General features: G+C 41.3%; 20 protein-coding genes. 9 read left to right on the top strand and 11 right to left on the bottom strand.

All coding sequences use genetic code 11. The features are described 5' to 3' along the window. Window positions 1–78 precede the first annotated feature (78 nt). The 3 genes from cmoA to KZA12_RS12965 all read left to right on the top strand — a co-directional run bounded on the left by cmoA (window position 79) and on the right by KZA12_RS12965 (window position 3,425). On the top strand, window positions 79–900 hold the full coding sequence (cmoA, locus tag KZA12_RS12975; protein WP_373416625.1) for a carboxy-S-adenosyl-L-methionine synthase CmoA: 822 nt from the start codon (window positions 79–81) through the stop codon (window positions 898–900). A 230-nt stretch (window positions 901–1,130) separates the two neighbouring features. Further along, on the top strand, window positions 1,131–2,255 hold the full coding sequence (gene cmoB, locus KZA12_RS12970; RefSeq protein WP_218690507.1) for a tRNA 5-methoxyuridine(34)/uridine 5-oxyacetic acid(34) synthase CmoB: 1,125 nt from the start codon (window positions 1,131–1,133) through the stop codon (window positions 2,253–2,255). Window positions 2,256–2,300: 45 nt separating this feature from the next. Then, complete coding sequence (locus KZA12_RS12965) at window positions 2,301–3,425, top strand: DUF1176 domain-containing protein (protein ID WP_373416624.1); 1,125 nt, start codon at window positions 2,301–2,303, stop codon at window positions 3,423–3,425. Between the two features lie 132 nt (window positions 3,426–3,557). Here KZA12_RS12965 and KZA12_RS12960 read toward each other — a convergent pair whose 3' ends face one another. Further along, window positions 3,558–3,779: a DUF2788 domain-containing protein gene (locus KZA12_RS12960; protein WP_201623794.1), complete on the bottom strand. Its 222-nt coding sequence runs from the start codon at window positions 3,777–3,779 to the stop codon at window positions 3,558–3,560. A 617-nt stretch (window positions 3,780–4,396) separates the two neighbouring features. Here KZA12_RS12960 and argS point away from each other — a divergent pair. From argS to KZA12_RS12945, 3 genes are all read left to right on the top strand, one after another. After that, entirely contained in the window at window positions 4,397–6,226 is a 1,830-nt protein-coding gene (argS, locus tag KZA12_RS12955; protein ID WP_218690506.1) for an arginine--tRNA ligase, read from the top strand. A 168-nt stretch (window positions 6,227–6,394) separates the two neighbouring features. Further along, the gene (locus tag KZA12_RS12950; RefSeq protein ID WP_218690505.1) at window positions 6,395–7,201 is read left to right on the top strand and encodes an SPOR domain-containing protein; all 807 of its coding nucleotides are present in this window, start codon (window positions 6,395–6,397) and stop codon (window positions 7,199–7,201) included. Between the two features lie 145 nt (window positions 7,202–7,346). Then, window positions 7,347–8,441, top strand: a complete 1,095-nt coding sequence (locus tag KZA12_RS12945; RefSeq protein ID WP_218690504.1) for a PTS transporter subunit IIC — start codon at window positions 7,347–7,349, stop codon at window positions 8,439–8,441. Between the two features lie 182 nt (window positions 8,442–8,623). Here KZA12_RS12945 and KZA12_RS12940 read toward each other — a convergent pair whose 3' ends face one another. From KZA12_RS12940 to rdgB, 5 genes are all read right to left on the bottom strand, one after another. Further along, window positions 8,624–9,613, bottom strand: a complete 990-nt coding sequence (locus KZA12_RS12940; protein ID WP_218690503.1) for a c-type cytochrome — start codon at window positions 9,611–9,613, stop codon at window positions 8,624–8,626. Window positions 9,614–10,160: 547 nt separating this feature from the next. Further along, window positions 10,161–11,441 (bottom strand): ATP-dependent Clp protease ATP-binding subunit ClpX, encoded by a 1,281-nt coding sequence (gene clpX, locus KZA12_RS12935; RefSeq protein ID WP_218690502.1) that lies wholly within the window; start codon window positions 11,439–11,441, stop codon window positions 10,161–10,163. 173 nt (window positions 11,442–11,614) lie between these two features. Beyond that, entirely contained in the window at window positions 11,615–12,301 is a 687-nt protein-coding gene (gene clpP, locus KZA12_RS12930) for an ATP-dependent Clp endopeptidase proteolytic subunit ClpP (protein ID WP_373416623.1), read from the bottom strand. Window positions 12,302–12,620: 319 nt separating this feature from the next. After that, window positions 12,621–13,964 (bottom strand): trigger factor, encoded by a 1,344-nt coding sequence (gene tig, locus KZA12_RS12925; protein ID WP_218690501.1) that lies wholly within the window; start codon window positions 13,962–13,964, stop codon window positions 12,621–12,623. A 338-nt stretch (window positions 13,965–14,302) separates the two neighbouring features. After that, window positions 14,303–14,947, bottom strand: a complete 645-nt coding sequence (gene rdgB / locus KZA12_RS12920) for an RdgB/HAM1 family non-canonical purine NTP pyrophosphatase (protein WP_218690500.1) — start codon at window positions 14,945–14,947, stop codon at window positions 14,303–14,305. Between the two features lie 416 nt (window positions 14,948–15,363). On the opposite strand from rdgB, the gene KZA12_RS12915 reads away from it, so the two are divergent. Both KZA12_RS12915 and KZA12_RS12910 read left to right on the top strand, forming a co-directional pair. Next, on the top strand, window positions 15,364–15,993 hold the full coding sequence (locus KZA12_RS12915) for a superoxide dismutase (RefSeq protein ID WP_201623786.1): 630 nt from the start codon (window positions 15,364–15,366) through the stop codon (window positions 15,991–15,993). Window positions 15,994–16,178: 185 nt separating this feature from the next. Continuing rightward, window positions 16,179–16,484: a putative quinol monooxygenase gene (locus KZA12_RS12910; RefSeq protein ID WP_218690499.1), complete on the top strand. Its 306-nt coding sequence runs from the start codon at window positions 16,179–16,181 to the stop codon at window positions 16,482–16,484. Window positions 16,485–16,922: 438 nt separating this feature from the next. Here KZA12_RS12910 and KZA12_RS12905 read toward each other — a convergent pair whose 3' ends face one another. From KZA12_RS12905 to KZA12_RS12880, 5 genes are all read right to left on the bottom strand, one after another. After that, window positions 16,923–17,699, bottom strand: coding sequence for a hypothetical protein (locus KZA12_RS12905; RefSeq protein WP_218690498.1), 777 nt, complete (start codon window positions 17,697–17,699; stop codon window positions 16,923–16,925). Window positions 17,700–17,857: 158 nt separating this feature from the next. Next, window positions 17,858–18,877, bottom strand: coding sequence for a hypothetical protein (locus KZA12_RS12895; RefSeq protein WP_218690497.1), 1,020 nt, complete (start codon window positions 18,875–18,877; stop codon window positions 17,858–17,860). A 127-nt stretch (window positions 18,878–19,004) separates the two neighbouring features. Then, on the bottom strand, window positions 19,005–19,877 hold the full coding sequence (locus KZA12_RS12890; RefSeq protein WP_218690496.1) for a DUF72 domain-containing protein: 873 nt from the start codon (window positions 19,875–19,877) through the stop codon (window positions 19,005–19,007). A 32-nt stretch (window positions 19,878–19,909) separates the two neighbouring features. Then, window positions 19,910–20,419 carry a diacylglycerol kinase gene (locus KZA12_RS12885; protein ID WP_216581850.1) on the bottom strand — a complete coding sequence of 170 codons (510 nt, stop codon included), beginning with the start codon at window positions 20,417–20,419 and terminating at the stop codon, window positions 19,910–19,912. A 189-nt stretch (window positions 20,420–20,608) separates the two neighbouring features. Further along, entirely contained in the window at window positions 20,609–21,715 is a 1,107-nt protein-coding gene (locus KZA12_RS12880; protein WP_218690495.1) for a polyprenyl synthetase family protein, read from the bottom strand. A 692-nt stretch (window positions 21,716–22,407) separates the two neighbouring features. Here KZA12_RS12880 and fadB point away from each other — a divergent pair. Next, window positions 22,408–24,567: a fatty acid oxidation complex subunit alpha FadB gene (fadB, locus tag KZA12_RS12875; RefSeq protein WP_218690494.1), complete on the top strand. Its 2,160-nt coding sequence runs from the start codon at window positions 22,408–22,410 to the stop codon at window positions 24,565–24,567. Window positions 24,568–24,724 lie beyond the last annotated feature (157 nt).

The following is a 24,724-nucleotide window of genomic DNA, read 5'->3' as shown; positions in this document are numbered from 1 at the left end:
AGTAATGTTATAATGAGCTTTTGCTAAGATTATTAGCCAGCAAAGCCAGATAAAATACTATTTAAAACTTTATTCAAAATGAGCCGTTACATGAGCCAATCTACTCCTTTGCCAGCTGCCACTATTGCTACTATGCCCTCTGCTTCTGTGCAACACGATACCTTATTTACTACGCCGCTTGATAAGGCTGCGCGTTTTTCTTTCGATGAGCAAGTGGTGGCCTGCTTTCCTGATATGATTCGTCGTAGCGTACCTGGTTACGGTCAAGTATTGGCTATGCTGCCTATCTTTGCACGCCGTCATTGTAAGTATCGTCAACAAAACGCTAGTGGACAGCGGGTGAGCCGTATTTATGATTTGGGCTGCTCACTTGGTGGTGCTACTATGGCGCTAGCAGGCGAGTTTGCAGCGCACGACTTGCAGATTAAAGCGGTCGATATCTCGCCTGCGATGACTAGCGAGGCCAAGCTGCTCCTTACTGATAATTACGCTAAGCATGATATCGAAGTCATTACCGCTGATATCAGAGATATTGAGCTTGAATCCTGCGATATGGTGATTTTGAATTTGACCTTACAGTTTTTACCGGCAGCCGATAGAGTAGCGGTATTAGCGAAGATTTATGCAGCGCTCAGTGAGGGTGGGATTTTAGTACTGACTGAAAAGACTCATGCTTTTGATGAGCAGTATGATGCGTGGTTAGTCGAGCGTTATTACGACTTTAAACGGGCTAATGGCTATACTGAGATGGAAATCAGCGGTAAACGTAATGCACTGGAGAACGTACTGATCACGGATACTTTAGATCAGCATCACCAGCGCTTAGCGCAAGTGGGTTTTACTCGCCATTTGACATGGTTTCAGTTTTTAAATTTTGCTTCTATGATAGCGTTTAAATAGTAGCGTCTAAATAGTAGCTTTTTGATTAATAGTGACAGCTGACTTCACTTTTTTAGCTTATATTTAATATAGTTCAGGTCAGCCGTTTGCAACAAAACATCAGTCAAAAACATACTTGTGCTAAGCAATTAATAAAAGCAGTGAATAAAAGATTTATCATCTATTAACTAAAAAATAATATTAAGCTATAGTTATTTTAATAGTGCGCGGGACGCACCCTACGGAAAATTATGACCAACGACACTATTGTTCAAGCCGAACGCGAGCTGTATCTAACTTTGTTAACCCTCGCGCAGACGCATCCCAGCGCTTATGACTGGTTAGCTAAACTGCCTAAATGGCTTAATGATATTAAAGACAAGCGCAACTATGCTCATGCGCCAGCGTATCAAGCCTCAGTTGCGCGTCTGCCTACTATCATAGCTGATAGCGTAGACTTAAATAGTGATAAGCTGACCATTAATACTAGCCTCAGTGCGTCTGAGCGTAAGCAAACCTTAGCGTTATTGAAGCAGCTGATGCCATGGCGCAAAGGGCCGTTTCAAATCGGCAGTGATGCTATTGAAGATAGTGGTAGCAGTATTAGTAACAATGACAATAACGACAACCGTATCAATAAAGACAATAATGAAGTGGCTGCTAGTCAACACTCAAACCAGCAAAGCCAGCCGATAGTTATAGATACCGAATGGCATAGCGATTGGAAGTGGCAACGGGTAGCGCCACACTTAAGTGCTATAAAAGGTCGGAAGGTATTAGACGTTGGTGGTGGCTCAGGCTATCACGGTTGGCGCATGGCAGGGTTGGATGCAGAGACGGTAATTATTATTGATCCCTCCTGCTTGTTCTATCATCAGTTTATGGCTATTCGACATTTTGTAGGTGCAGCAGATGCCTATCGCACCCATTATATTCCAGTAGGATTAGAGGCATTACCTGAGCATAGTCAGCTGTTCGATACCGTGTTTAGTATGGGGGTTCTTTATCATCGCCAGTCCCCATTCGAGCATTTACAATTACTCAAAGGCCAATTGATTAAAGGTGGCGAATTACTCCTTGAGACCTTAGTGGTTGATGGCGATGCTAATACAGTGCTAGTACCACACGATCGTTATGCGCAGATGAATAATGTCTATTTTATACCGTCAGTAGCGGCATTAATTGGCTGGCTAGAAAAAGCCGGGTTCTCTAATGTACGCTGTGTCGATGTAGCTGAGACCTCGACAGAGGAACAACGCCAAACTGAATGGATGACTTATCAATCGCTCAGTGATTTTCTTGACCCTAACGACCCTAGCAAAACTATTGAGGGCTATCCGGCACCGAAACGAGCTACTTTGATTGCTATTAAATAGCTTTTAGCTACTGCCAAACCTGCTCTTATACAAGGAGATTATATTGTGAAAATATTAACGACTATATTTGTAGCATCCCTAAGTGTTTTATCCTTACCCGCGCTAGCGGTTTATGGGACGCCATTTGATGGCTGGGGGTTTGTGGCAGAGGATTGGCAAGTGGTTTGCGATAATACGTTAACTTGTCGAGCGGCAGGTTATACTAAAGAAGAATATTTAGACCACCCAGCTTCTATCTTATTAGTGGCAGAACCAAAGAAAGCTTTGCCAAAAGCTTATGTAACTGTTCTAACTTCAGATGAGAAAAGTGCAAGCGTTTCTGGTGATAATCCTAGCACTGTAGAGCTATGGCTGAACGACAAAAGCTATGGTGCCATTCGCGATGACCAACTAAACGCAGAGCAGACCAAACAAATCATTCGTCATGCTCGTATCAATACTAAAATAGAGCTAAGAGGCGGCAATGCTAGCTGGATTATCAGTGATAAAGGTATGAGTGCTGTATTGCTAAAGCTTGATGAGGTGCAAGGAAGAGTCGGAACATCGCTGGCATTGGTTAGTCAAGATAGTGCTAATAAGCAAACACCAAAATCAGCCAAAGCAAAACCTATCGTTAGAAAATCCGACGATTATCTAGCCCAAGATAAAAAACAATTAGATGCTAAAAAGTTGGCTTATTTTCAGGCTAACATAAATAAGTGGATCGATATTGATGCTGTGCAGTTTGTGGGCTCTGCAGATAAAATGGGAGATTGTGAGCTTATTAACCCTAGCAGTGAGGCTGCTATCAATATTGCAGAATATGCTGCTAGTTCGCTTGGTTGGGATTTTATACCTATTAATGCCAATTACACGTTAGCGAGTCACTTATGCTGGCGAGGGGCCTATAATATGGGAGTTGGTTATTGGACTATAAACAACGCTAACCCTAGCAAGCCGCAATTCATAACTTCCTCAGGTACTGAGTATTATGATGGAGAAATTTCTGCCATTCACAGAGACCGAGGAATAGGGGACTGTTGGAATAGTAAGACATGGGTTTGGGATGGCAAAAGATTTGCAATGACAGAAGATTCTAGCAGCGGGATGTGTCGAGGCTTTGTTGGCGGAGCATGGGACTTACCTACTTACGTCAGCGAAGTGATTAAAAAATCAAAACCCTCTAATTAAAGACAGCAGCGAATGAGCTTACTGCTATTATAACCTTAAGAAGTAAACCGATTATTCCTTAACTTAGCTGCAAGTCTGCGCTGAGAGGAACAGATTTAGGAGTAAGAGTAAATAGGGTCTGATTAACCCTAGCTAGCCAATAAACCATTTATCAAAAGCAACCTCAACTAGAATTTTAATAATAAACCCTATAAAGCCGGCACCTAAAGCCAAAAACATCCAAAAGGTACCTGCACGTCCGGCACCGGATTGTTTAGATAGATCCCAAATAATAAAGAATAAGAACGCAATAAATACGGGTAATAAAACGTACAGACCCCAACTGGTGACGGTACTGGCAGCAATGGCAAACATAGCTTTATCCTGTAAAAAGAGTGATAGTTAATTAAACCATCTTTTAAAAGCAACTTCTAATCATTATTTTTATCAACAATCCCCTAATCTGTACGCCCAGCCTTTAACACGACTGGGATATGCCAACAAAGTTAACATGAGCATTGTTAGGGCTGTGCTGAGTAGTAAAAAACCACAATACTATAAATATAAGCCGTAAAAGGTACTGACTTTAATTAGCGATAGCAGATATAACAGCGATTGCTATCGCATCAGCTTATATAGCTTATCAAGGGGCCTTATTTTATAGTGATTGTGCGCTTAGCTGTGTTTCAACAAAGCCTCTTATGGTAAGACTATGTAGCAGGCTAAATCACATGCCAGCTAGTAGACCTATTATAACGCGGAACAGCGCCGCTATAAATGTCAGAGGCTGTCAACAGCAGCCAAATAAGCTATTCAGCGCGACTACTAAGTCATTGTAGCGTTATAATGGCTGAGCTTTGGAGTCTATGCTACTTATTTGCGTCAGTTATGCCGCAAGCTAATTTTGCTACAGTTAGTGCAATAGATCCTAAAGATTGTTATATTTACAGGTTACTTATCTTTTCGTCTTATTTATCCGAGTTCATAGTCCTATGTCACAAGCCCAAATTGATACTTTAGCCTCACTGTTTAATACTGCTGTGCAAACCTTACAGGCTGAAGGTGCGCTACCAGCCGATTGGCAGAATAATAGTCAAATCACTCGCACTAAAGATGCTAGTCACGGTGATTTTGCCAGTAATATTGCGATGACAGCGGCAAAAGCTGCTAAGACTAATCCACGCGCTTTGGCTGAAAAAATCGTTGCCGCTTTACCTGATAATCAAGATATTCGCCAAGTAGATATCGCCGGTCCTGGCTTTATTAATGTCTTCTTAAATGCTGAAGCTAAATTTGCAGTATTAGAGGATATTTTTGCTAAGCAAGATAGTTTTGGTCTCACTGATCAATTTGACGGTCAAAAAGTGCAGGTCGAGTTCGTCTCTGCTAACCCAACCTCTAGTCTGCATGTTGGTCATGGTCGTGGCGCAGCTTTTGGTATGAGCGTCTCCAACTTGCTTGAAGCGGTGGGTTATGACGTCACTCGTGAGTATTATGTCAATGATGCTGGTCGTCAAATGGATATTTTAGCGACTAGTACCTATCTGCGTTATCTACAAGCTAATGGCGAGACTATAGTATTTCCCTCTAATGCTTATAAAGGCGATTACGTCCACGATATCGCTGAGACCCTAAAAACTCAGTATGGGAATAGCTATGTGCACGCATTCGAGCAAGTCGCTAAAGAGGTGCCGGAAGATGCAGTCTATGAGATAGATGCGGCGGGCGAAAAACAGCTGATATCTGGTGATAAAGAAGCGCACATCGATGGGCTTATTGCTAATAGTAAGAAGTTGCTTGGTGATAGTTACCAGCTGTTTTTGAATGCAGCGTTAACGGGTATTTTGGCTGATATCAAAGACGATCTAAACGATTTTGGTGTCAACTACCAGTGTTGGTTCCACGAAAAATCAATCGAAGCTGAAATTGAGCCTGCGCTAAAGATACTAGAAGATAAAGGCTATCTGTACGAAAAAGAAGGCAATATTTGGTTCAAATCGACTGACTTTGGTGATGAAAAAGATAGAGTAGTGCGCCGAGCTAATGGTCAAAGTACTTATTTTGCCTCTGATATCGCTTATCATAAAAACAAATTCGATCGCGGTTTTGATAAAGTCGTTAACGTTTGGGGCGCTGATCATCATGGCTATGTACCTCGTGTGCGCGCTGCACTATTAGCGCTAGGTATTGATGCTAATCGTCTTGATGTGGTATTAGTACAGTTTGTTGCCTTATGGCGCGGTAGTGAAAAAGCGCAAATGTCATCACGCTCAGGGGATTTTGTCACTTTACGTGATCTACGTCAGGAAGTAGGTAATGATGCGGCACGTTTTTATTACGTAGCCCGTAAGCCGGAAGTACATATTGACTTTGATCTAGAGCTAGCCAAGTCACAAAGTAAAGATAACTTAGTTTACTACATCCAATATGCGCATGCGCGTGTGTGCCGAGTGCTGGAAAAACTAGTAACTAGTGGACTTGAAGTGGATGATGCTATTGGCGCTCAGCATCAACAGTTGCTTATTGCACCAAGCGAAGAGGAGCTAATTAAGCTACTGGGCGCTTACCCAGCAACCTTATTAAGAGCAGCCACCGGCTATGAGCCGCATATACTGACCAATTATCTGAAAGAGCTGGCTGCGCTATTTCATGGCTGGTACGATGGCAACCGTATTTTACCTATCAGCTTAACTTCTGGTGAGACGCCTACTGAAGACGAGTTGAATCTAATGCAGGCACGTTTGCGCTTATCAAAAGCGGTTCGTCAAGTATTGGCTAATGGGCTTAACTTATTAGGGTTGTCAGCACCAACCAGTATGTAGGTGTTTAGCACTAATCGCCAAGCATTAAAGCTAATACTAGAGACTGTGGATATTTTAGTGCTGGCATCAAGTCGGACGACCAGACAGCTAGTAGTCGTTAGCAAAAAATTACCCTGATAAATCACATCAGTAAATTAATAGAAAGACTCAGTAGGGAGAATGCTATCCATGTTAGCCAAAAAACCTAAAGGCGCCACTGAAAAGCGCAAATCCAGTAGCGTATCAGGCTTAGTATGGATGTTTGTTGGTGCCTTGTTGACCCTAATGATTGGGGTGTTTTTATACTTATCACCTTTGTTTGACTTCAATCCTTCAGGCGCTCCAGAAGCTGATCCTGATCGCCAAGTACAGCAGCGTGTGGGTACTGATACTGATAACAGCGATTACGAATTCTATGACATTTTGCCCAATCAAGAAATGGCCACTATACCTGATGAAGCGCTTGGCGAGCCTGAGGGTTCTCAATCTGGCAATATCGCAGCCTTTGAGCCTGACGTAGTTATCACTCAACCTGATAATAATACTGCCAACAGTAATAATGATGCAGGTAACTTTGGGGTTAGCGAAAATACTACTAACGATAGTAATAAAAGTCCCTCGAATAATGCTAATAGTAGCAATGAAAATGATATTGTCATTATAGAGGAGAATACTACCTATGATGGTAGTACACCCAGCACTGGCAGTGGAGCAGTAAATAAGGCCAACACCGCTCCAGCTCCAAAACCTGTAGCTGCCAGCACTTATATTCTGCAAATAAATAGCTTTGGTAATGCCGATGAGGCTGATCGTCGCCGCGCTCAGGTACTAATGGCTGGCATCGATGCCCGAGTAGTGAAAAATACTACTAGTAGTGGCTCGCCTATCTATCAAGTAATCTCGCGGCCTATGAATAGTCGTCAAGTGGTTACTAATGCTCAGCAGCGTCTACAGAATAACGGCATCGACTCTATTATCGTTGAGCAGCGTCGCTAAGCTTAATTTTTATCATAAGTTATTATAAAAAAAGCGTCAAAATGACGCTTTTTTTAGGGGTGTTTTATGGATAATATTGTTTTGGATTAGCCTTTTTGCTTAGCCGTTTTGCTTACCTCTTAGATAAATAACTCAAGGACCCCATATGACTGCTAGCACTCCTATAGCAATACCACCAAGCGTGGTGAAAGTATTTTTTCAGAAGTACTTTATTGATGCTTTTACTGGTATGGCTTTAGGGCTGTTTGTAACCTTAATTGCAGGGCTGATTATTTCGCAAATAGGCGGATGGTTGCAATTGCCGGTGTTGGTGGCTATCGGTAAGCTGGCTTCCGTATTGATGGGAGCAGGTATCGGGGTTGGAATAGCTTATTATCTAAAGGCCCCTACTTTAGTGATGCTTAGCTGTTTGGTAGCGGGCATGCTAGGCGCGCACTCTGAAGCGCTGATGGCAGGGACTTTGTTTATGCCGCAAGCTGCTGGTCCAGCGACTTTTTTGGCGTTGCCGGGTAATCCTATCGGCGCTTATTTGGCTTCAGTATTTGCCTATCGTGCTGGCAGTTGGGTAGCCGGTAAGACTAAGCTCGATATCTTGCTAGTGCCCTTAGTGGTCTGTGCTAGTGCTTGGGCAGTATGCGCGCTACTCAATCCTCCAGTAGTTGCGGCGGTCAATGCTATAGGCGTAGGTATTCAAGCCGCTACTGAGCTACAACCGTTACTGATGGGCATAGTCATCGCCGTAGTGGTTGGGATTTTGCTAACGCTACCAACGTCTAGCGCAGCTATCTGTATCTCTATAGGTCTTGGGGGCTTAGCGGGCGGGGCAGCAGTAGTCGGTTGTGCCGCGCACATGATTGGCTTTGCGGTAGCTAGTTATAAAGATAATGGCTTTAGTGGGGTTATCTCGCAAGGCATAGGTACTAGTATGTTGCAGATACCTAATGTGTTTAAGAAACCGGTGATTTTATTACCAGCAGTAGTAGCTAGTGCTATTGTCGGGCCTATAGCTACCGTCGGTTTCCAATTGGCTTGTACTGCTACTGGCGCTGGTATGGGCACGGCTGGCTTAGTGGGAGTGTTTGGAGTGATTGAGGCCTCACAGCCGTTGATGAGTGTTACTGAGTTATGGACGGCGATTATCCTATTAATGTTCATATTACCGGCCATCATTGCTGGGCTAGTAGCGCATTTGATGCGCCGTATGGGTTGGCTCGTCGCTGGTGATATGAAGTTACCATAAGGATTTTCTGCTATGGTTTTGTACTTTGCTTTTACTACTAGTCGCTAGTCAATTTCTCCACAACGAAAAGCCCAACTAACTAAAATTAGCTGGGCTTTTTTACTACTAAAATTTGCTGGGCATAGGAGGCTAAGCAGACCTTAATAAGTCTTTAACAAAGACCCTACCCTTAAAATTCACGCTTAGCGACGAACATCTTTTGGTGCATCACCGTTCGGCCAATCTTTGTCTTTATTGGCTTTTACTGGACGCGGCAAGTGAGTAAAGTAGCCAGCGATATCGACAGCTTCTTGATCGCTTAGAGAGTTACCCTGACCAAAGGGCATTTTACCTTTAATAAAGGCGGCTGCCGTATAAGTACGAGCCATGCCAGCGCCATCGTTAAAGGATTTGTCGCCAGCAACTGCTGGGAAAGTATAAGTGCCATCATCGTTATATTGGCCTTCACCATTAGCACCGTGACAAACACTACATTTCTCTGCAAATAGCTTTTCACCATTAGCGGTATCGGCCTCTAAGCTCTTGTCTATTTTTACAAAGCCACGACCTTCAGGAGAGACACCGAAGGGCATATCTTTCGACAGCCAGCTCATATAAGAAACCACAGCATTCATATCATCTGAACCTAGCTCAAGCGCCTTACCGTTCATTGAGCGCTCAAAACAGCCGTTAATACGCTCCTGTATAACGTTGATACGACCAGCGCGACTGCGATAAAGAGGATAAATACTAGTAATATTATTCCAAGGCGCAGCATAAGCCTCTGAGCCATTACCTAAGTGACAGCTAGTACAGTTGAGCTGATTACCGACGTTATCAGGCAGCTCTTTATAAGTATGATTAACAATCTGTAGTCCACGGCGTACGGCTGCTCCATACTCATCATCAGGGATAGTTTCTAAATCCGGCATGGTAATGGCAGGCTTAGCAGCGTCAGTGGCTTGATCAGTATTGGTGATATCGCTTATGTCTGTGATTGCAGGCATGTCATTCTTTAACTGAGCAGCGCGAGCTTCTAGTCCTTGCACCCGAGCTATCGCTGCGGCCTCGTCGACACGATCAACGGCTTTGGTGTCCTGCTCATTATTACTGCAACTAGTGACACCGATGGCACTAATAGCAAAAATAGTTGCCATAAGAAAAGAGGATTGGGCTGGTGAAAAAGTCTTCATTGGCATATCCTTATTATAAAAAATAATATGTACATATAAAATTATGTGCTATTTTAGGTCGTATAGTGCCCGTACTGTTCTTAAGTTTTTGCATCGCACAAGTAATGATTAGATGCGATCTACTATGGACTCAGGCACTTGACCTGCACAATATTAAAGTAGTTAAAAGTCATAAATCCATTAAACGCATATATAAGATACGAACGTTCAGCGCTTATAATGGGTAATGCGACAAGGTTGTAAGAGAGTAAACAGAGAGAACTTAATATTCTGTAAGTTAGTAGTAACATTATTATAGCAAACAACAAAAGATAAAATCTGATAAAAGTATTATTAGATAAACTTCTTAATATTAAAATCAATCAATAGCTGAATCTTCAATTACTATCTAAAAAGATAAGCCTGCTGGCACTTAGTGGTTAGTGGGCAGATAAATCAGCAGACATAAAAAAAGCGTCTAAACACTATTAGTGCTAGACGCTCTTTTCATAACCGTTTCTCTAAGCTTTTCTACAGTCGTTCCTGTAAAATCGCCTAAGATAAACCCCTAAGCTATCTTAGGTAGTTTACCTTCCGTAATAACTTCCTCATCGACAGTAACGGTCTTAACATCTGTCATCGATGGCAGCTCATACATAGTTTCTAACAGCACATTTTCCACGATAGAGCGCAAGCCACGCGCACCTGTTTTACGCTCCATAGCCTTTTTGGCGATAGCGTCAAGGGCGGCATCAGTAAAGGTGATTTTCGCACCTTCCATATCGAATAGATATTCATACTGTTTGACTAGCGCATTCTTAGGCTTAGTCAATATCTGCACTAAAGCTTCCTCATCCAACTCTTGTAGGGCCGCAAGTACTGGCAAGCGCCCAATTAGCTCTGGAATTAGACCAAATTTGATCAAATCCTCCGGCTCAACTTTTTGTAATAGATCTGAGCTACTCTTGCTGTTATCTTTTGAGCTGACGTCAGCGTTAAAGCCAATACCTGTTTTTTCAGTACGCTGCTGAATAACTTTATCTAGGCCTGCAAAAGCGCCCCCAACGATGATTAGAATATTGCTAGTATCAACTTGGATTAGCTCTTGCTGAGGGTGCTTGCGACCACCGTGAGGTGGAATAGCAGCGACTGTCCCTTCGATTAGTTTAAGCAAAGCTTGTTGTACGCCTTCACCTGACACATCACGAGTAATAGAAAGGTTCTCACCTTTTTTACTGATTTTATCGATCTCATCGATATAAATAATGCCTTGTTCAGCTTTACCAACATCATAATCAGCAGCTTGTAGCAACTTTTGGACGATGTTTTCTACATCTTCACCGACATAACCAGCTTCGGTCAAAGTGGTAGCATCGGCCATAGCAAAAGGCACATCTAATAGACGCGCTAAAGTTTGGGCTAATAGCGTCTTACCTGAACCAGTAGGCCCAATCAGCAAGATATTACTCTTAGACAATTCAACCATCGCTACATCAGCGCCAATCTTAGATTTTTTGCTATCACGAGCTAAGGTCTGACTAACTTTTAGGCGCTTATAATGGTTATAAACCGCTACTGCTAGCGCTTTTTTGGCTGCGTCTTGACCGATAACATATTCATCAAGCTTGGCTCGTAACTCTTTAGGGGTCGGTAGCTTTTTATTGACCCACGAAGTATCAAGGTCGCTATCATTATCATCGTCCTCATCAGGTGAGCTATCAGCGATGAGATCGGTACATAGCTCGATACATTCGTTACAAATATTAGCATCGTCAGCCGCGATTAATTGTTTGACTTCTTTCTTGGCTTTTCCGCAGAACGAGCAATGCGGGGTTTTATCTTCTGCCATGTACAGGCACTCCTAATTTTTAAACTTGGCTTATGTTTCAAAACTGACAACTCAAAACTGACAATTCAAAATTTACCAGTTAAAGCTTATATAGTCTAATGGGGACACTCAAAACTAAAACGCACTATAGTAGTAGCATAATGCACTAGTAGCATAATGCGCTTGGGTTTATTTTATATTTTAAGTTCAGTAGGGCGACGCTCTAGTACTTCATCTACTAAGCCATATTCTTTGGCTTCTTTAGCATCCAACCAATAGTCACGCTCAACGTCTTTCTCAATTTTTTCTACTGGTTGACCAGTACGCTCAGCCAAAATCTCATTTAAGCGAGCACGAGTTTTTAGAATTTCACGAGCATTAATTTCGATATCTGATGCTTGACCTTGAGCACCACCAGAAGGCTGGTGAATCATGACGCGGGCGTTAGCCAAGGCATAACGTTTGCCTCGTTCTCCGGCTGCCAAAAGAAAAGAACCCATGCTGTAAGCACCGCCCATACAGATAGTCGATACGTCAGGTTTGATAAAGTTCATGGTATCAAAAATAGCTAGGCCAGCACTAACTGAACCACCTGGTGAGTTGATATACAGATGAATATCTTTATCAGGGTTTTCAGCTTCTAAGAATAAAAGCTGGGCCACGATAAGATTAGCCATATGATCTTCAACTTGACCAGTTAAGAAGATAACCCGCTCACGCAATAAGCGTGAAAAAATATCGAACGAACGTTCGCCACGCGCTGATTGCTCAACGACCATCGGCACTAGTGCACTCTGAGTGTTATGCATACCTTGGGCGTTGTGCGCGCTCATAAGCATATCGAAATGGGGATTGCTAGTAATGCGATCATAATCAGTCATGGAAAGATCCTATTGAAATATATAATATAAAAAACGGATTTTATTAAAAACCAGCTATTAATAATAAGTATTATTAAGAAAATAAGTGCCGTAATAGTAACTTTTTTTAGCAGCTAATAGTGAATATTTACGGTAACAAATGATGAATTATTCCCTATTAATAAGGCGTCTGTAGTCATTTATCAAGGGCTGAGGATATAAAGCGCTAATAAAAATGCCCCAACAAGATTTGTTGAGGCATTATTTATCTCACTATCAATAAACAAGTTTCGATAAAATCTATCAAAACCCTAGCTTATTAGTTTGCTAAGCAAGCAAATTACATCGCTTGCTGTTGTTGTTGCTGAGTAGCCAACAAATCTTGATAGCTAACTTCTTTGTCAGTTACTTTACCTTGTTCAATAAGGTAATCAACTACTTGATCTTCTAATACTACTGACTCAATGTTAGCGCGTTGTTGCTTATCATTAGTGTAGTATTCGATAACTTCTGCTGGATCTTCGTAGTTTTCTGAGGCTTCTTTGATAAATTTCTCAACACGTTCTTGATCCACTTCTAAGCCTTTAGTATCGATAACGCGAGCAACGATGATACCTAGACGGGCAGCACGTAGCGCTTGTTCTTCAAACAGCTCGTTTGGCAACATGTCTTTATCAAAGCTATCAGCATTAGAACCGAACTGCTGAGCGAAACGTTGCATCATCATGCTGCGCTGACGATCAATTTCTTGCTCTAGCATAGCGTTAGGAACGTCAAATTCGTTCTTTTCTAATAAAGCATCAAAAGTAGCTTGTTTAATTTGACTGCGGGCAGCGTTTTTAATTTCGCGTTCCATGTTCTTACGAACGTCTTCTCTTAGTTTTTCAACGCCACCTTCTTTAACGCCGAATAGCTCAAGGAAGGCATCATCGATTTCAGGTAACTTAGATTTTTCAACTAATTTTACGTTGATTTTGAACTGAGCTTCTTTGCCCGCCAATTCTTCTGCTTGATAATCTTCTGGGAAAGTTACGTCGATAACCTTTTCTTCGCCAGCTTTCAAGCCTTTGATACCCGCTTCGAAGCCTGGAATCATTTGGTTGCTACCAATAATCAATTTGAAGTCTTCAGCAGAGCCGCCTTCAAATTTCTCACCGTCGATTGAGCCTTCAAAATCAAAAGTAACTTGATTGCCTTTATCGGCTTTACCTTTTTTCTCTACGAACTCTTCACGTTGCTTTTGTAGGTTTTCAATCATAGTATCGACATCAGCTTCATCGACTTTCGCCATATGACGCTCAACTTCGATCTCATTGATACCTTGAACGTCAATTTCTGGGAAGATTTCAACAGTAGCTTGATAAACCAAGAAATCGTCTTCAAGTTTAACATCATCGATATTAGGCATGCCAACAGCGCGGATGTCTTCAGATTTGATAGCCTCAAAAACAGTATCACGGATCACGTCATTGATAACTTCTTGCTGAATACCGGCACCGTATTGGCTGCGGATATGCGACATAGGAACGTTACCTTTACGAAAGCCATCAATTTTGGCAGTTTTAGCCACTTGACGAATGCGACCTTCGACTTTGTTTTGGATTTTTTCAACTGGTACTTTTACAGTCAGCTGAGTTTCTTTGTTAGAAAGCTTGTTGGTTGTGACTTGTAGATCTGTAGCCATGTTAATTACACCTTTAGGATTGAAATATCAGGCAATCGCATTTTATAGCGCACAAGTTTACTTATGAGCCAATTGCCTTTGGAATGAATAGGGGATAGTAATAGCCGAAAAAAATATAATGCAATCAGCAATCGCCAAAGGCACTATAAAGACCGACTATTAAGTATCAGTAATACCTTACCAAAACGCCTTAAGTCTACTTATTTTTAGTTTAAATAAGCAAAGACAGCTGGTAATAAAATTATAAAAGTAGATTAGTATAATCTATCTACTAATTAAAGTAAAAATTATCTGTTTTACAGCGACCACTTTTATCGGCTATATAGTTAGCAGTAGCGCTATAATTGTTGTAATAATTGGCGAATAGCTTGTCCGCGATGACTAATCTTGTTTTTGTCACTAGCACTGAGACTGGCCGCTGTCGCTTGCATATCAGGTAACCAAAATAGTGGGTCATAACCAAAACCACCGTCGCCATGTGCTTTGTCCAAGATTTCACCTTGCCATAAACCCTGAGCGATAATCGGTAGCGGATCATCGGCATGACGCACCATTGCTAGTACGCAGACGAATAAACCTTTAATCGCAGTAGTAGGACTTTGAGCGCGTACAGACTGCAAGTCGGCAATGAGCTTAGCATTATTCTTGGCATCATCACCGTGCTCTCCAGCATAACGAGCAGAGTAGATGCCGGGTGCATTACCAAGTACTGGCACGCATAACCCAGAGTCATCGGCGATAGCCGGTAGACCACTGATGCGGCTGGCGTGTCGGGCTTTGATTATGGCGTTTTCGATAAAGCTTAAGCCATCTTCAATAGCATCCTCTATGTTCAGCTCGCCTTGCGGAATGATAGTGACGTTTAGGTTAGCTTCAGCGAACAGTCGCTTAAACTCGCTAAGCTTGCCTTTGTTATTACTGGCAAGTACCCAATCCTGTTGAAATATGTCGGTAGTTATAGGCTGATGTTGATTAATTGGCATAAAGATAAGTCCGTGATTTAAAATCTAATACTTTTAGTGTGAGTTTGGGTATGATATAACTGCTATATAGTATATAAAAACTATAACATTCGGTAACGGATAGTTAGCGGTGTTATTGTTATACTGTATAGCAAGCTACAGTGAATTATAGCTTATAGCTTGTAAACTTTAAGTTAACAATCTGCAATTTATGCTTGTTGTTACTGATTATTGAGAGAAATTATTAATAATCAGCGTAACAATAACCAGTAAGTTGCCTTTAGGTTGCCTTTTAACTTTACAGCAAGTACGCTATTATATTCAGCACTATATTTATTCACTAATAATAAACTCAGCCAACTTAGCCTAACATTTTATAGAAGTTACTTTATAATCCCTATACTATACTAGGCTAAAACAGCAAGGATAAAATAACTATGACGACTATTACTTTACCAGAATTACCATATGCAAAAGACGCGCTAGAGCCACATATCAGTGCCGAGACCCTAGAATACCATCATGATAAGCATCACAATGCCTATGTGACTAAGTTGAACGAATTGCTACCAGGTTCTGGTCTAGAAGACAAAACTTTGTCAGAAATCATCGTAGCAACCGCTAAAGATGACAGCAAACAAGGTATGTTTAACCAAGCAGCGCAAGTATGGAACCATACTTTTTATTGGAACTGCATGACGCCTGATAATGGTGGCGGCGAACCTACTGGTGATCTAAAAGGCAAAATCGAAGAAGACTTCGGTAGCTATGACAAGTTCCGTGAAGAGTTCAAAAACGCAGCTATGACTCAGTTCGGTTCAGGTTGGGCATGGTTAGTTGCTGATAAAGTCGGTGGCAAACTATCAATCGCTAAAACAGCTAACGCTGATACCCCATTAGCACATGACCAAGTCGCTGTATTAACTTGTGATGTATGGGAACATGCTTACTATATCGATTATCGCAACCGTCGTCCTGATTATGTCGATACGTTCCTAGACAAACTAGTGAACTGGGACTACGCAAATGCTAAATATAAAGGTCAAGATGCTGGCGTTGAAGAGTAATCTTTAATACTTAAGTATTTGATCAATAAAAAAGGATGCCTTCGGGTGTCCTTTTTTTGGCTTAAATTTTCAGCGAATAATAGTTATATGCTGTTTTTGCTGATATTTACTGGCATTACCAGTAGAATAAAAATAGGGTTTGCTACCAATTACTGTATTTCCAATTGCTTTTATAGGAAGATATTATGTCAAACGATCGCTGCGCAGCGCTATCTTTAGTAATACTTATCGAAACTAAAGTAGGCTTTGCTGACCAACAAATTCAAGCTTTTAAAAAACTACAGCCTTTAGTATTAGCTGAAAAAGGCTGTTTGCAATATGAGCTTAATCAAGATGTGGACAAGCCAAACCAATTTGTATTAATCGAAAAGTGGGCTACGCAAGCCGACTTAGATGCTCATGATATTACTGCGCATATGATAGAGGCTGACAAAAAAAGTCCTAGCTTTCGTGCTAAAGCTGCTACTGTTTTTAAACTAAAAGCTATTTAGTGGCTTTTATGCTAGATGCTAGTAGTGATTTAGCGCTATTTTCGTGGGTTAATACCCACGCTACGCAGAATTTTGAATATAGACGATAATGGTTATGTTTAAAAGGTAAATAGCGTGCATTCCACGCACTGTTGATAAAAAACAATTGCTTAAATTGCTTTTCATAGAGTTTAAAATATTTTAAATTTGCATATAAATAGATATTTTAAACATTGTTGGTGCGTGGAACGCACTCTACGGTTATTAGCGAAGCAACGCTTTATCTTGAAAAACTTTCACTATGAAGCATATACCTTATCATTAATTTATAAAGCTACAAATAACGATACTGCGCTAAAAGCTCAGCCTACAACTGAATGTATTTTGACCGTACATATAAGTCGATCTTTTGAATCTTATTAATGTCCTTTTTTTTGGTTTAAATTTTATTAAAAGAAATTACCAGTATTCAGCACCAAGAATCTGCTTATCAGTAAGAAATTCGTCTGAGGTATCAATTACTTCAATAGCTTTATCAATTATAATCTCAATTATTTTCTGCTCTTCTCTATTTAAATAATATTTAGTAATAACAGTTTCGTAATGCGCAGGATAATGTAGTGTTGCAGAATAATATATACAGATTCTATTCTCTTCGTATGAAAGAATGAGCTCTAGAGCAGTTTCACACTCCATTCCGCTAAGATATAAAAGCTTTCCTAAAGGATATTTCTGAAGACTTACGGCATTTTGCCATTGAATTCTTGAAGAACCATTGCCCTGACCGATCGAGGATAAAGGAGATTTTCTATTTACAGGTGCTTTAGAAAAGTAATCAACTAGCTTTGAACATTTACTGACTTCAAAGTTGAAAGTTATTTCACGGGTTTCATAATCTGATTGACGATCGGATAAAGTACCTTGTATGACATAGGACTTCAAAATTTCAGAAGGACGCTTGTCGCACCAGCCATTGAGATCGGAATGAGGCGGTTGCCATAATATTAAGGCTTGTCCATCTTGAGAAAAGTCTTCATTTTCTTCAAGCTTCACAAGATACTTCTGACCTATTCTAGGCAATAGACTATCCAATTCAATGATCTCTTCCCAGCTTTCATTCCAAGATAATTTTGACCATTGCATCGTTTGTAAAAGCTGAATAGCTTTTGCTTTCTCATGTTTTAGTTTTTTATGAGACCGAAAAAAACTAAACAAGTTCGCTAAGTTTATCGACATTACAACACCTCAAACCCAAACCAGCCCAAAGCCTCTCGCAACATCGCAATATTATAAAAAGCATGCGCATTAACGGTATTTTGACCGTACATATAAGTCGATCTTTTAAATCTTATTAATTTACTTTTTTGGTTTAGCTAGCCTTTATCATAAAATGACTAATTATTATTTAAAGCCATCTCATCAAGCTTTTTCAATATAAAGCGTCCTCTTTCTGATACAGTATTTGACTTATCAGCTGCAAATTTTTCCGCAATAGTTCGAGTTTGATTACCCAAGCTATCAATATCTCTAATGAGAAACTCAGCTGAAACTTGTCTTACAATAGAAGAACGATCAAAAGCTGACCTGTTTAGTAAATCACTAAAAGGTATCTTTACACTGATTTTTCTCTCAGCTATAACTGGTATTAGTTTTCCTTTATTATAAACTTTATCAGTCCATTTCCATTCTTGACCTACAATCCAGAAAATGCGTTTTTCAAATAAACTACGAAAAGCTTTGGCTCTCATATGAGGCTGCATAGCATTATTAGCTATTTCGTTGAGACATTCATCAAGTATAGGTGTACGACCAAGTTGAGAGAACAACGATGGCATTGGTCCTGATATAGACGAGATTAATTTAGATTTAAAACCTACGGCTAAACTTTTAGTACTACTAATATGTAAAAGCATCTGTCTATCAGCTTTTGCAATTTTACCCCATGAATCCCAGTTTAAAAAAACTGCAGTTAGTGCCTCAATAACATCTTCAGGCTTAGATTTTTCAATAATCGAAGGAATGACTTCTTTTGCAGCTTCACGAACTTGCGGCACCCAGTCATTTAACCTACGAATAACTAAAGTGAGGAAAAAAGCGTTTGGGGCGGCTCCTGATAATGCGTATAAACCTTCTTCGCGCTTATAACCATCAGAACTGATTACATCTAACCAAGTTAGCTCTTTAATAGGTCTTACCCAAAACTTCCATTTAGATTGCATAAATAAATTTGAATAGTTGACAAACTCATCACGAATTAAGCGCTCGTAATGATCAATGTTTTTTAACTCTAGCTTTGAGGTAGCTTCAACAAGAGAGCTCATATCACCAGTAGAATTAGTTATAGAATTAATAGAACTTGCAAACTCTTTTAGGGCAAATTCAATTTCCTTAGACTTTTCTTCCAAGTTTTTCATAATTAGTCACTATTTCAGTTATCTTTAATTATTGATACAAAAATAAAAAATATGGTATCGCTATCCATTGTTGTTTACAAGACGATGCGCAGGGCAACACCCAGCGATTACAGTTTCATCAACTCAGCTATAGCACTACAAACCCAAACCCGCCCAACGCCTCTCGCAACATCGCAATATTATAATAAGCATGCGCATTGACGGTGTTTTGAAAGAAGATATAAAGCGTATCAAAATGCTGACGCTGATTGGCAATCGTTTGCGCCCAATCCTGCATCTCACTCTCGCTATAGCGATAGTCATGACGGTCGCTGGCACTCATCGCATCCCACCAGTTTAGATTATTACCATGCATACGCAGGTAGCCAGTGCGCTGGGTAAATATCAGTTGTGAGGGCGGGAGACCTTTGATATCTGGATAGTCGACACTGCACCAGATAATACCTTGCTCTGTAAAGCTATCAATGACTTGCGGGGTATGCCAGCTGGCATGACGGAATTCTACTGCTAAAGGATAGTCCTGAAACCAGCTGACTAGCTTAGCTAAATACAGCCGATGGTCACGAGTACGATCAAAGCCATGGGGAAACTGTAGCAATAGTGGTGCTAGACAATTTGCCTCTACTAAGGGGCTGAGGGCGTTGATAAAAGCTTGTGCGTGTTCGGCAGAGCCTTTTCTAGCATGAGTAAAATCTTGGTGCAGCTTAATAGCGAACCTCAGCTCACTGTCGGTTTGCACATAAGCCTTATTGACCATGCCAGCAAAAGCCTTTTGGCCAATAGGGGCATAAAACGTACTGTTGATCTCTACTGCGCCATACTGCTTGGCGTATTCACGCAGGAAGTCCGTTTTTTTAGTACCTGTAGGATAAAGAGTGCCTAACAGATCAGTATCGCTATAACCGCCCGTGCCAAGATAGACAGTCGGCGTATGGTTATTAGCCGCTTCGATACTGGACGTAGGCGCTAAAGGATTCAGGGTCGCTGCAGTGTTGACCATAAATTACTCGCTTATCATTAAAAATACCAAAGTTAGAATAGTAAGGTAGACAATGCCATCATCCATAGGATGAATAGTAGCGTTAACGCTAGGAATTGCGCGGCAGAGCCAACATCTTTGCCAATCTTAGCTAACGGATGTTGCTGAGTAGAAGTATGGTCAATACTGGCCTCTAACCCCGTATTAAACAATTCAACGATAATAGATAAAAAAGAGGCGATTAACAGTATCATCTTCATACTGATAGCCAAAGGAATAAAGATAATGACGATGAGCAATACTAGATTGAGCCAAAAGGCTTGGCGAAAAGCCGCTTCGTTCTTATAAGCGGCCATAAAGCCATCGGCAGAGTAGCCCGCAGCTTTGACGATACGTCCAAAACCGGCCTTGCCTTTGGCCTTACCAGCGAAACTATCCGCTGCCAATGAAGCCGTATCTGGGGTGTGCTCGGCATGATCATTATGCTGATGCTGAAGGGAATCAACAGATGAGCTGTCATTGAAGGTAGACTCATTAAGTTTGTGAAGCTTATTATTATCCATATAAAACCACCATCCATAGTTATTGATAGGTAGCAGTTTAGCATGAGCATAAAGGTAGCAAAGCCATCAATCAGCCTATTTTTGTTCAATTATTTAGTGGAGGAAATTGAACACAGTGATTAGTTCTGGTGAATCTAAAGAACCCTATATTTAAATAGCAGTATTTAGTAGCTTGAATAAGGTGCCTATTTACTTATTACGCTTCCATAGCCATTCGATAAGCTCAAGAAGTCCATTATCATCAATGCCAGAATCAGAATCCATATCAGGGCTGAGCTCACGTATTATAGCGGCGCGACCTTGGTCAAATAATGACTGCGCATAACGTTTGGCAGCCTCGACGCCCATTAGTTTGACGTAAGTCGATTTGTCTAACTTCTCATCGCTGCCAGCAGGCTTACCCAGAGTATCAGTGCTAGTAGTTACGTCTAAGATATCGTCTTGTACTTGAAAGGCCAACCCAATGTGTTGAGCGCACTCTTCTAGCGCCATACGCTGCGGTGCAGTAGCTCCAGCACAGACAGCGCCCATCAGCATAGCCGCCTCAATCAAAGCGCCAGTCTTATCACGATGGATAGCTTCTAATTGCTGTTGCGAGACAGTAGCGCTGGCCTCTGCATTAAGATCAAGCATTTGCCCTGACACCATGCGCCGTGCACGAGGAGCAAATATCGCCAATAAGGCACTAGCTATGTTGGCATCAAAAGGGGCAAAAGTCGGCATCTCAGCCGTCAACACTTCAAAAGCCAAGGTTTGCAGGACATCCCCGGCTAATAGTGCGCTTGCCTCATTAAATACAATATGACAAGTAGGCTGTCCGCGACGTAGAGCATCATCATCCATACAAGGTAAATCATCGTGTACTAAAGAGTAAGTATGCAGCAGCTCTACGGCCAACGCCGCACGCCGACACATATCATAATGTACTTCACTAGTCAGTAGCGGCTCCAAAGAAGGGTCTAAAACCGAGTCTAAAATAGGATCAAAAAACTGCTGGTTAGTCACTAACGAGTCAGCAAAGATAGCTTGATTGATGTCACTGTTATTACTAGTGTTAAGGTTATTAAGCGCATCAATAGCAGCAAAACTACTAGCTACCAATAATGGTCTTACTAACTTACCTTGGCCAGTCATCACGTAGCGACAGGCCTCATTGAGGGGACTTGGTAATTGGGCGTAGTTAAATAGCGACCCAATATCTTGCGCTAACTGGCTACGCAGCGAGCTGTGCAGCTGCTTAAAAGAGACGAAGGGGATGAAACGTGGAGCAATAGGGGCAGTCATAATCCAACTCATAAAAAGGTGAAGAATAAAAATAACCTTAGTGTAGCATGTTAGCCAGCAGCCCTTATATAGCTTTCATTCACACCTTTATCGATGGCTTCATAAACCTCTATTCCCTTTGGCTATCTTATGGCTAGGCTAAGAAGAATTTTTTGCTAGGGTTAGTTACGTTTGGACGATTTAACTTGTCTGACGAATGTGTTGTTATAGGGTAGTAGAAGCAGTTTATTTGGGCAAGATTCACTGACAATAGTCCGTCGATGCCGACTGCTATTGAAAGGTGGGATTACTAAACTAACGGGTCGCTCTCGACTTAGCAGCGACTTAATAATGACTTGCGAGTATGGTTTTAGCTTGTGACAGTGAGGGGCATAATCCCCTACACTAATTAACGTTAAAAAAGTCCCATGATCTAACTGATGATTTAAACCAGAAAAATTTAAACGAAAGATATTTAAATATAGAAGATCAGTTAATAGTTTTAGCCAACAACGAAGCGCAATATCAATAGACGCTAAGTAATAAAGATATCAGCATTGCCTATTCCTGCAAGTTACCAAGCTTGTAGGTAAGCAATGCTATTACTCAGACTACCAATAATACTGTGCTGTTGCTTGTTAACTAACAGCCAGATTTTATTAGGTGGCTCTATAAAACATAGCTGTTTAACCAATAGCTTTTTAATACATGGCAAGGAGTTTCAAATGGTATACCAAGGAAATCGCATCACGGTAAGCATGCTAGATGACGGCATCGCCAACATGCATTACAACGCCGAAAATGAGAGCGTAAATAAATTTGATGCTGAAACCAATAAGCAATTTGGTGAAGCAGTAACTGCTTTAGAAAAAGCCAGTGATATTAAGGGATTAATCGTAACTTCAGGTAAAGGCGTGTTTATCGCTGGCGCAGATATTACTGAGTTTGTGGCATCATTTAAGCAATCAGAAGAAAGTATTAAAGACTGGGTTATTAGTATTAATAAGGATTTTAATCGCTTTGAAGATTTACCATTCCCAAAAGTAGCGGCCATCAATGGTGCCGCACTTGGTGGTGGCTGTGAGATGACGCTAGTTTGTGAATATCGGGTCATGAGCGAAAAAGCCATTATTGGTTTGCCTGAAACGCAACTGGGCATCTTCCCAGGCTTCGGAGGTACTGTACGTAGTACGCGTATCATCGGTATTGATAACGCACTTGAATTGATCGCTACTGGAACCCCTAAAAAAGCCCTAGACGCGCTAAAATTAGGCTTAGTTGATGCGACTGTAGCGGCTGATGACTTACAAGATGCTGCTATTGATTTAGTGAAAAAATGTATCTCAGGTGAGCTTGATTGGCAAGCACGTCGCTATGAAAAGCTAAATCCAGTTAAGCTCAATGCCCTCGAGCAAGCGATGGCGTTTAGCAGTGCTAAAGCCATGATCTTTGCCAAAGCCAATCCTAAGCAGTATCCAGCACCAGCATTAGCAATTGAAGCTATTGAGAAGCACGTTAACTTATCGCGTGATGAAGCTATTGCAGTAGAAGCAGCAGGTTTTGCTAAAGCTGCTAAGACCCCGCAAGCTGAGAGCTTAGTAGGTCTGTTCTTAAGCGATCAACTGGTCAAAAAGCTGGCTAAGCAACACAGCAAGCAAGCGCATGAGATTGATGAAGCAGCCGTGTTAGGCGCAGGCATTATGGGTGGCGGTATTGCCTATCAAGCGGCTAGCAAAGGCTTGCCTATTATCATGAAAGATATCAAATCTGAGCAGCTAGATTTGGGTATGGGTGAAGCAAGTAAGCTACTAGGTAAGATGGTTGACCGTGGCAAAATGACGGCTACTGAAATGGGCACAACTTTGAGCCGTATCCGTCCAACGCTTAACTATGGTGATTTTGCTGAGACTGATATCGTTATCGAAGCCGTAGTAGAAAATCCAAACGTCAAGCGTGCGGTACTAAAAGAGGTCGAAGGCTTAGTAAAAGACGACTGTATCCTAGCGTCAAACACTTCAACAATTTCTATTACCTTTTTAGCAGAAGCGCTGGCACGTCCAGAGAACTTCGTTGGTATGCATTTCTTTAACCCAGTACATCGTATGCCTTTGGTCGAAGTTATCCGTGGCAAGAAATCATCAGAGCAAGCGATCGCTACTACAGTGGCACTAGCTAGTAAGATGGGCAAAGTACCCGTTGTCGTTAATGATTGCCCAGGTTTCTTAGTTAACCGTGTACTGTTCCCATACTTCGGAGCATTTGATTTATTGCTTAAGCAAGGCGCTGATTTCGTCAATGTCGATAAAGTTATGGAAAAATTCGGCTGGCCTATGGGTCCTGCATACTTAATCGATGTGGTCGGTTTGGATACAGGTGTTCATGGCGCAGAAGTGATGGCAGAAGGCTATCCTGATCGTATGAAGGCTGATTATAAAGGCGCAATTGAGCATCTTTATGATAATAAGCGCTTAGGTCAGAAGAACGGTGTTGGCTTCTACAAGTACGCCATGGACAAACGTGGCAAGCCTCAAAAGACTGCCGATGAAGCTACTTATGAGCTGTTAAAAGCGACTACTGATAGCGAAAAGCAAACTTTTGATGATCAAGCGATTATTGATCGTACTATGCTGGCTTTTTGCAATGAGACGGTACGTTGCTTAGAAGATAACATCGTCAGCACGCCAAGCGAGGCCGATATGGCAATGATTATGGGCGTTGGTTTCCCACCGTTCCGTGGTGGACCTTGTCGTTATATCGACCAGATGGGCCTAGATAACTACTTGGCATTGTGTGAAAAATACGCATACCTTGGCAAAGCTTATGAAGCCCCACAAAAGATTCGTGATATGGCAGCAGCAGGCGAGACCTTTTACGCTACTGCATAATGAGCACACACTATTAGGATAAGTAACCAAAGCGCTGGTTGAACGCAGTTTTGTTGATAATTATTAACCTGCTATCAAGCTATTATTAAGTTATTAGCAGTGAAAGTTCATCTACAGCGCAACCGTTACTGACAATAAAAATTTAAAAGGAAGATAG

The sequence above is a fragment of the Psychrobacter sp. BF1 genome, assembly GCF_019279065.1.
Lineage (GTDB): Bacteria > Pseudomonadota > Gammaproteobacteria > Pseudomonadales > Moraxellaceae > Psychrobacter > Psychrobacter urativorans.
This window is presented reverse-complemented; position numbering and strand designations above follow the sequence as displayed.

Bases quoted from the DNA above. Each gene is read 5' to 3' on its own strand.
- cmoB (WP_218690507.1), top strand. From the start codon at position 1,131: ATGACCAACGACACTATTGTTCAAGCCGAACGCGAGCTGTATCTAACT.
- KZA12_RS12960 (WP_201623794.1), bottom strand. From the start codon at position 3,779: ATGTTTGCCATTGCTGCCAGTACCGTCACCAGTTGGGGTCTGTACGTT.
- clpX (WP_218690502.1), bottom strand. From the start codon at position 11,441: ATGGCAGAAGATAAAACCCCGCATTGCTCGTTCTGCGGAAAAGCCAAG.
- KZA12_RS12885 (WP_216581850.1), bottom strand. From the start codon at position 20,419: ATGGATAATAATAAGCTTCACAAACTTAATGAGTCTACCTTCAATGAC.
- rdgB (WP_218690500.1), bottom strand. From the start codon at position 14,947: ATGCCAATTAATCAACATCAGCCTATAACTACCGACATATTTCAACAG.
- KZA12_RS12895 (WP_218690497.1), bottom strand. From the start codon at position 18,877: ATGAAAAACTTGGAAGAAAAGTCTAAGGAAATTGAATTTGCCCTAAAA.
- cmoA (WP_373416625.1), top strand. From the start codon at position 79: ATGAGCCGTTACATGAGCCAATCTACTCCTTTGCCAGCTGCCACTATT.
- KZA12_RS12890 (WP_218690496.1), bottom strand. From the start codon at position 19,877: ATGGTCAACACTGCAGCGACCCTGAATCCTTTAGCGCCTACGTCCAGT.
- clpP (WP_373416623.1), bottom strand. From the start codon at position 12,301: ATGACTGATTATGATCGCATTACTAGCAATCCCCATTTCGATATGCTT.
- KZA12_RS12915 (WP_201623786.1), top strand. From the start codon at position 15,364: ATGACGACTATTACTTTACCAGAATTACCATATGCAAAAGACGCGCTA.
- KZA12_RS12940 (WP_218690503.1), bottom strand. From the start codon at position 9,613: ATGAAGACTTTTTCACCAGCCCAATCCTCTTTTCTTATGGCAACTATT.
- argS (WP_218690506.1), top strand. From the start codon at position 4,397: ATGTCACAAGCCCAAATTGATACTTTAGCCTCACTGTTTAATACTGCT.
- KZA12_RS12880 (WP_218690495.1), bottom strand. From the start codon at position 21,715: ATGAGTTGGATTATGACTGCCCCTATTGCTCCACGTTTCATCCCCTTC.
- KZA12_RS12905 (WP_218690498.1), bottom strand. From the start codon at position 17,699: ATGTCGATAAACTTAGCGAACTTGTTTAGTTTTTTTCGGTCTCATAAA.
- KZA12_RS12950 (WP_218690505.1), top strand. From the start codon at position 6,395: ATGTTAGCCAAAAAACCTAAAGGCGCCACTGAAAAGCGCAAATCCAGT.
- tig (WP_218690501.1), bottom strand. From the start codon at position 13,964: ATGGCTACAGATCTACAAGTCACAACCAACAAGCTTTCTAACAAAGAA.
- KZA12_RS12910 (WP_218690499.1), top strand. From the start codon at position 16,179: ATGTCAAACGATCGCTGCGCAGCGCTATCTTTAGTAATACTTATCGAA.
- KZA12_RS12945 (WP_218690504.1), top strand. From the start codon at position 7,347: ATGACTGCTAGCACTCCTATAGCAATACCACCAAGCGTGGTGAAAGTA.
- fadB (WP_218690494.1), top strand. From the start codon at position 22,408: ATGGTATACCAAGGAAATCGCATCACGGTAAGCATGCTAGATGACGGC.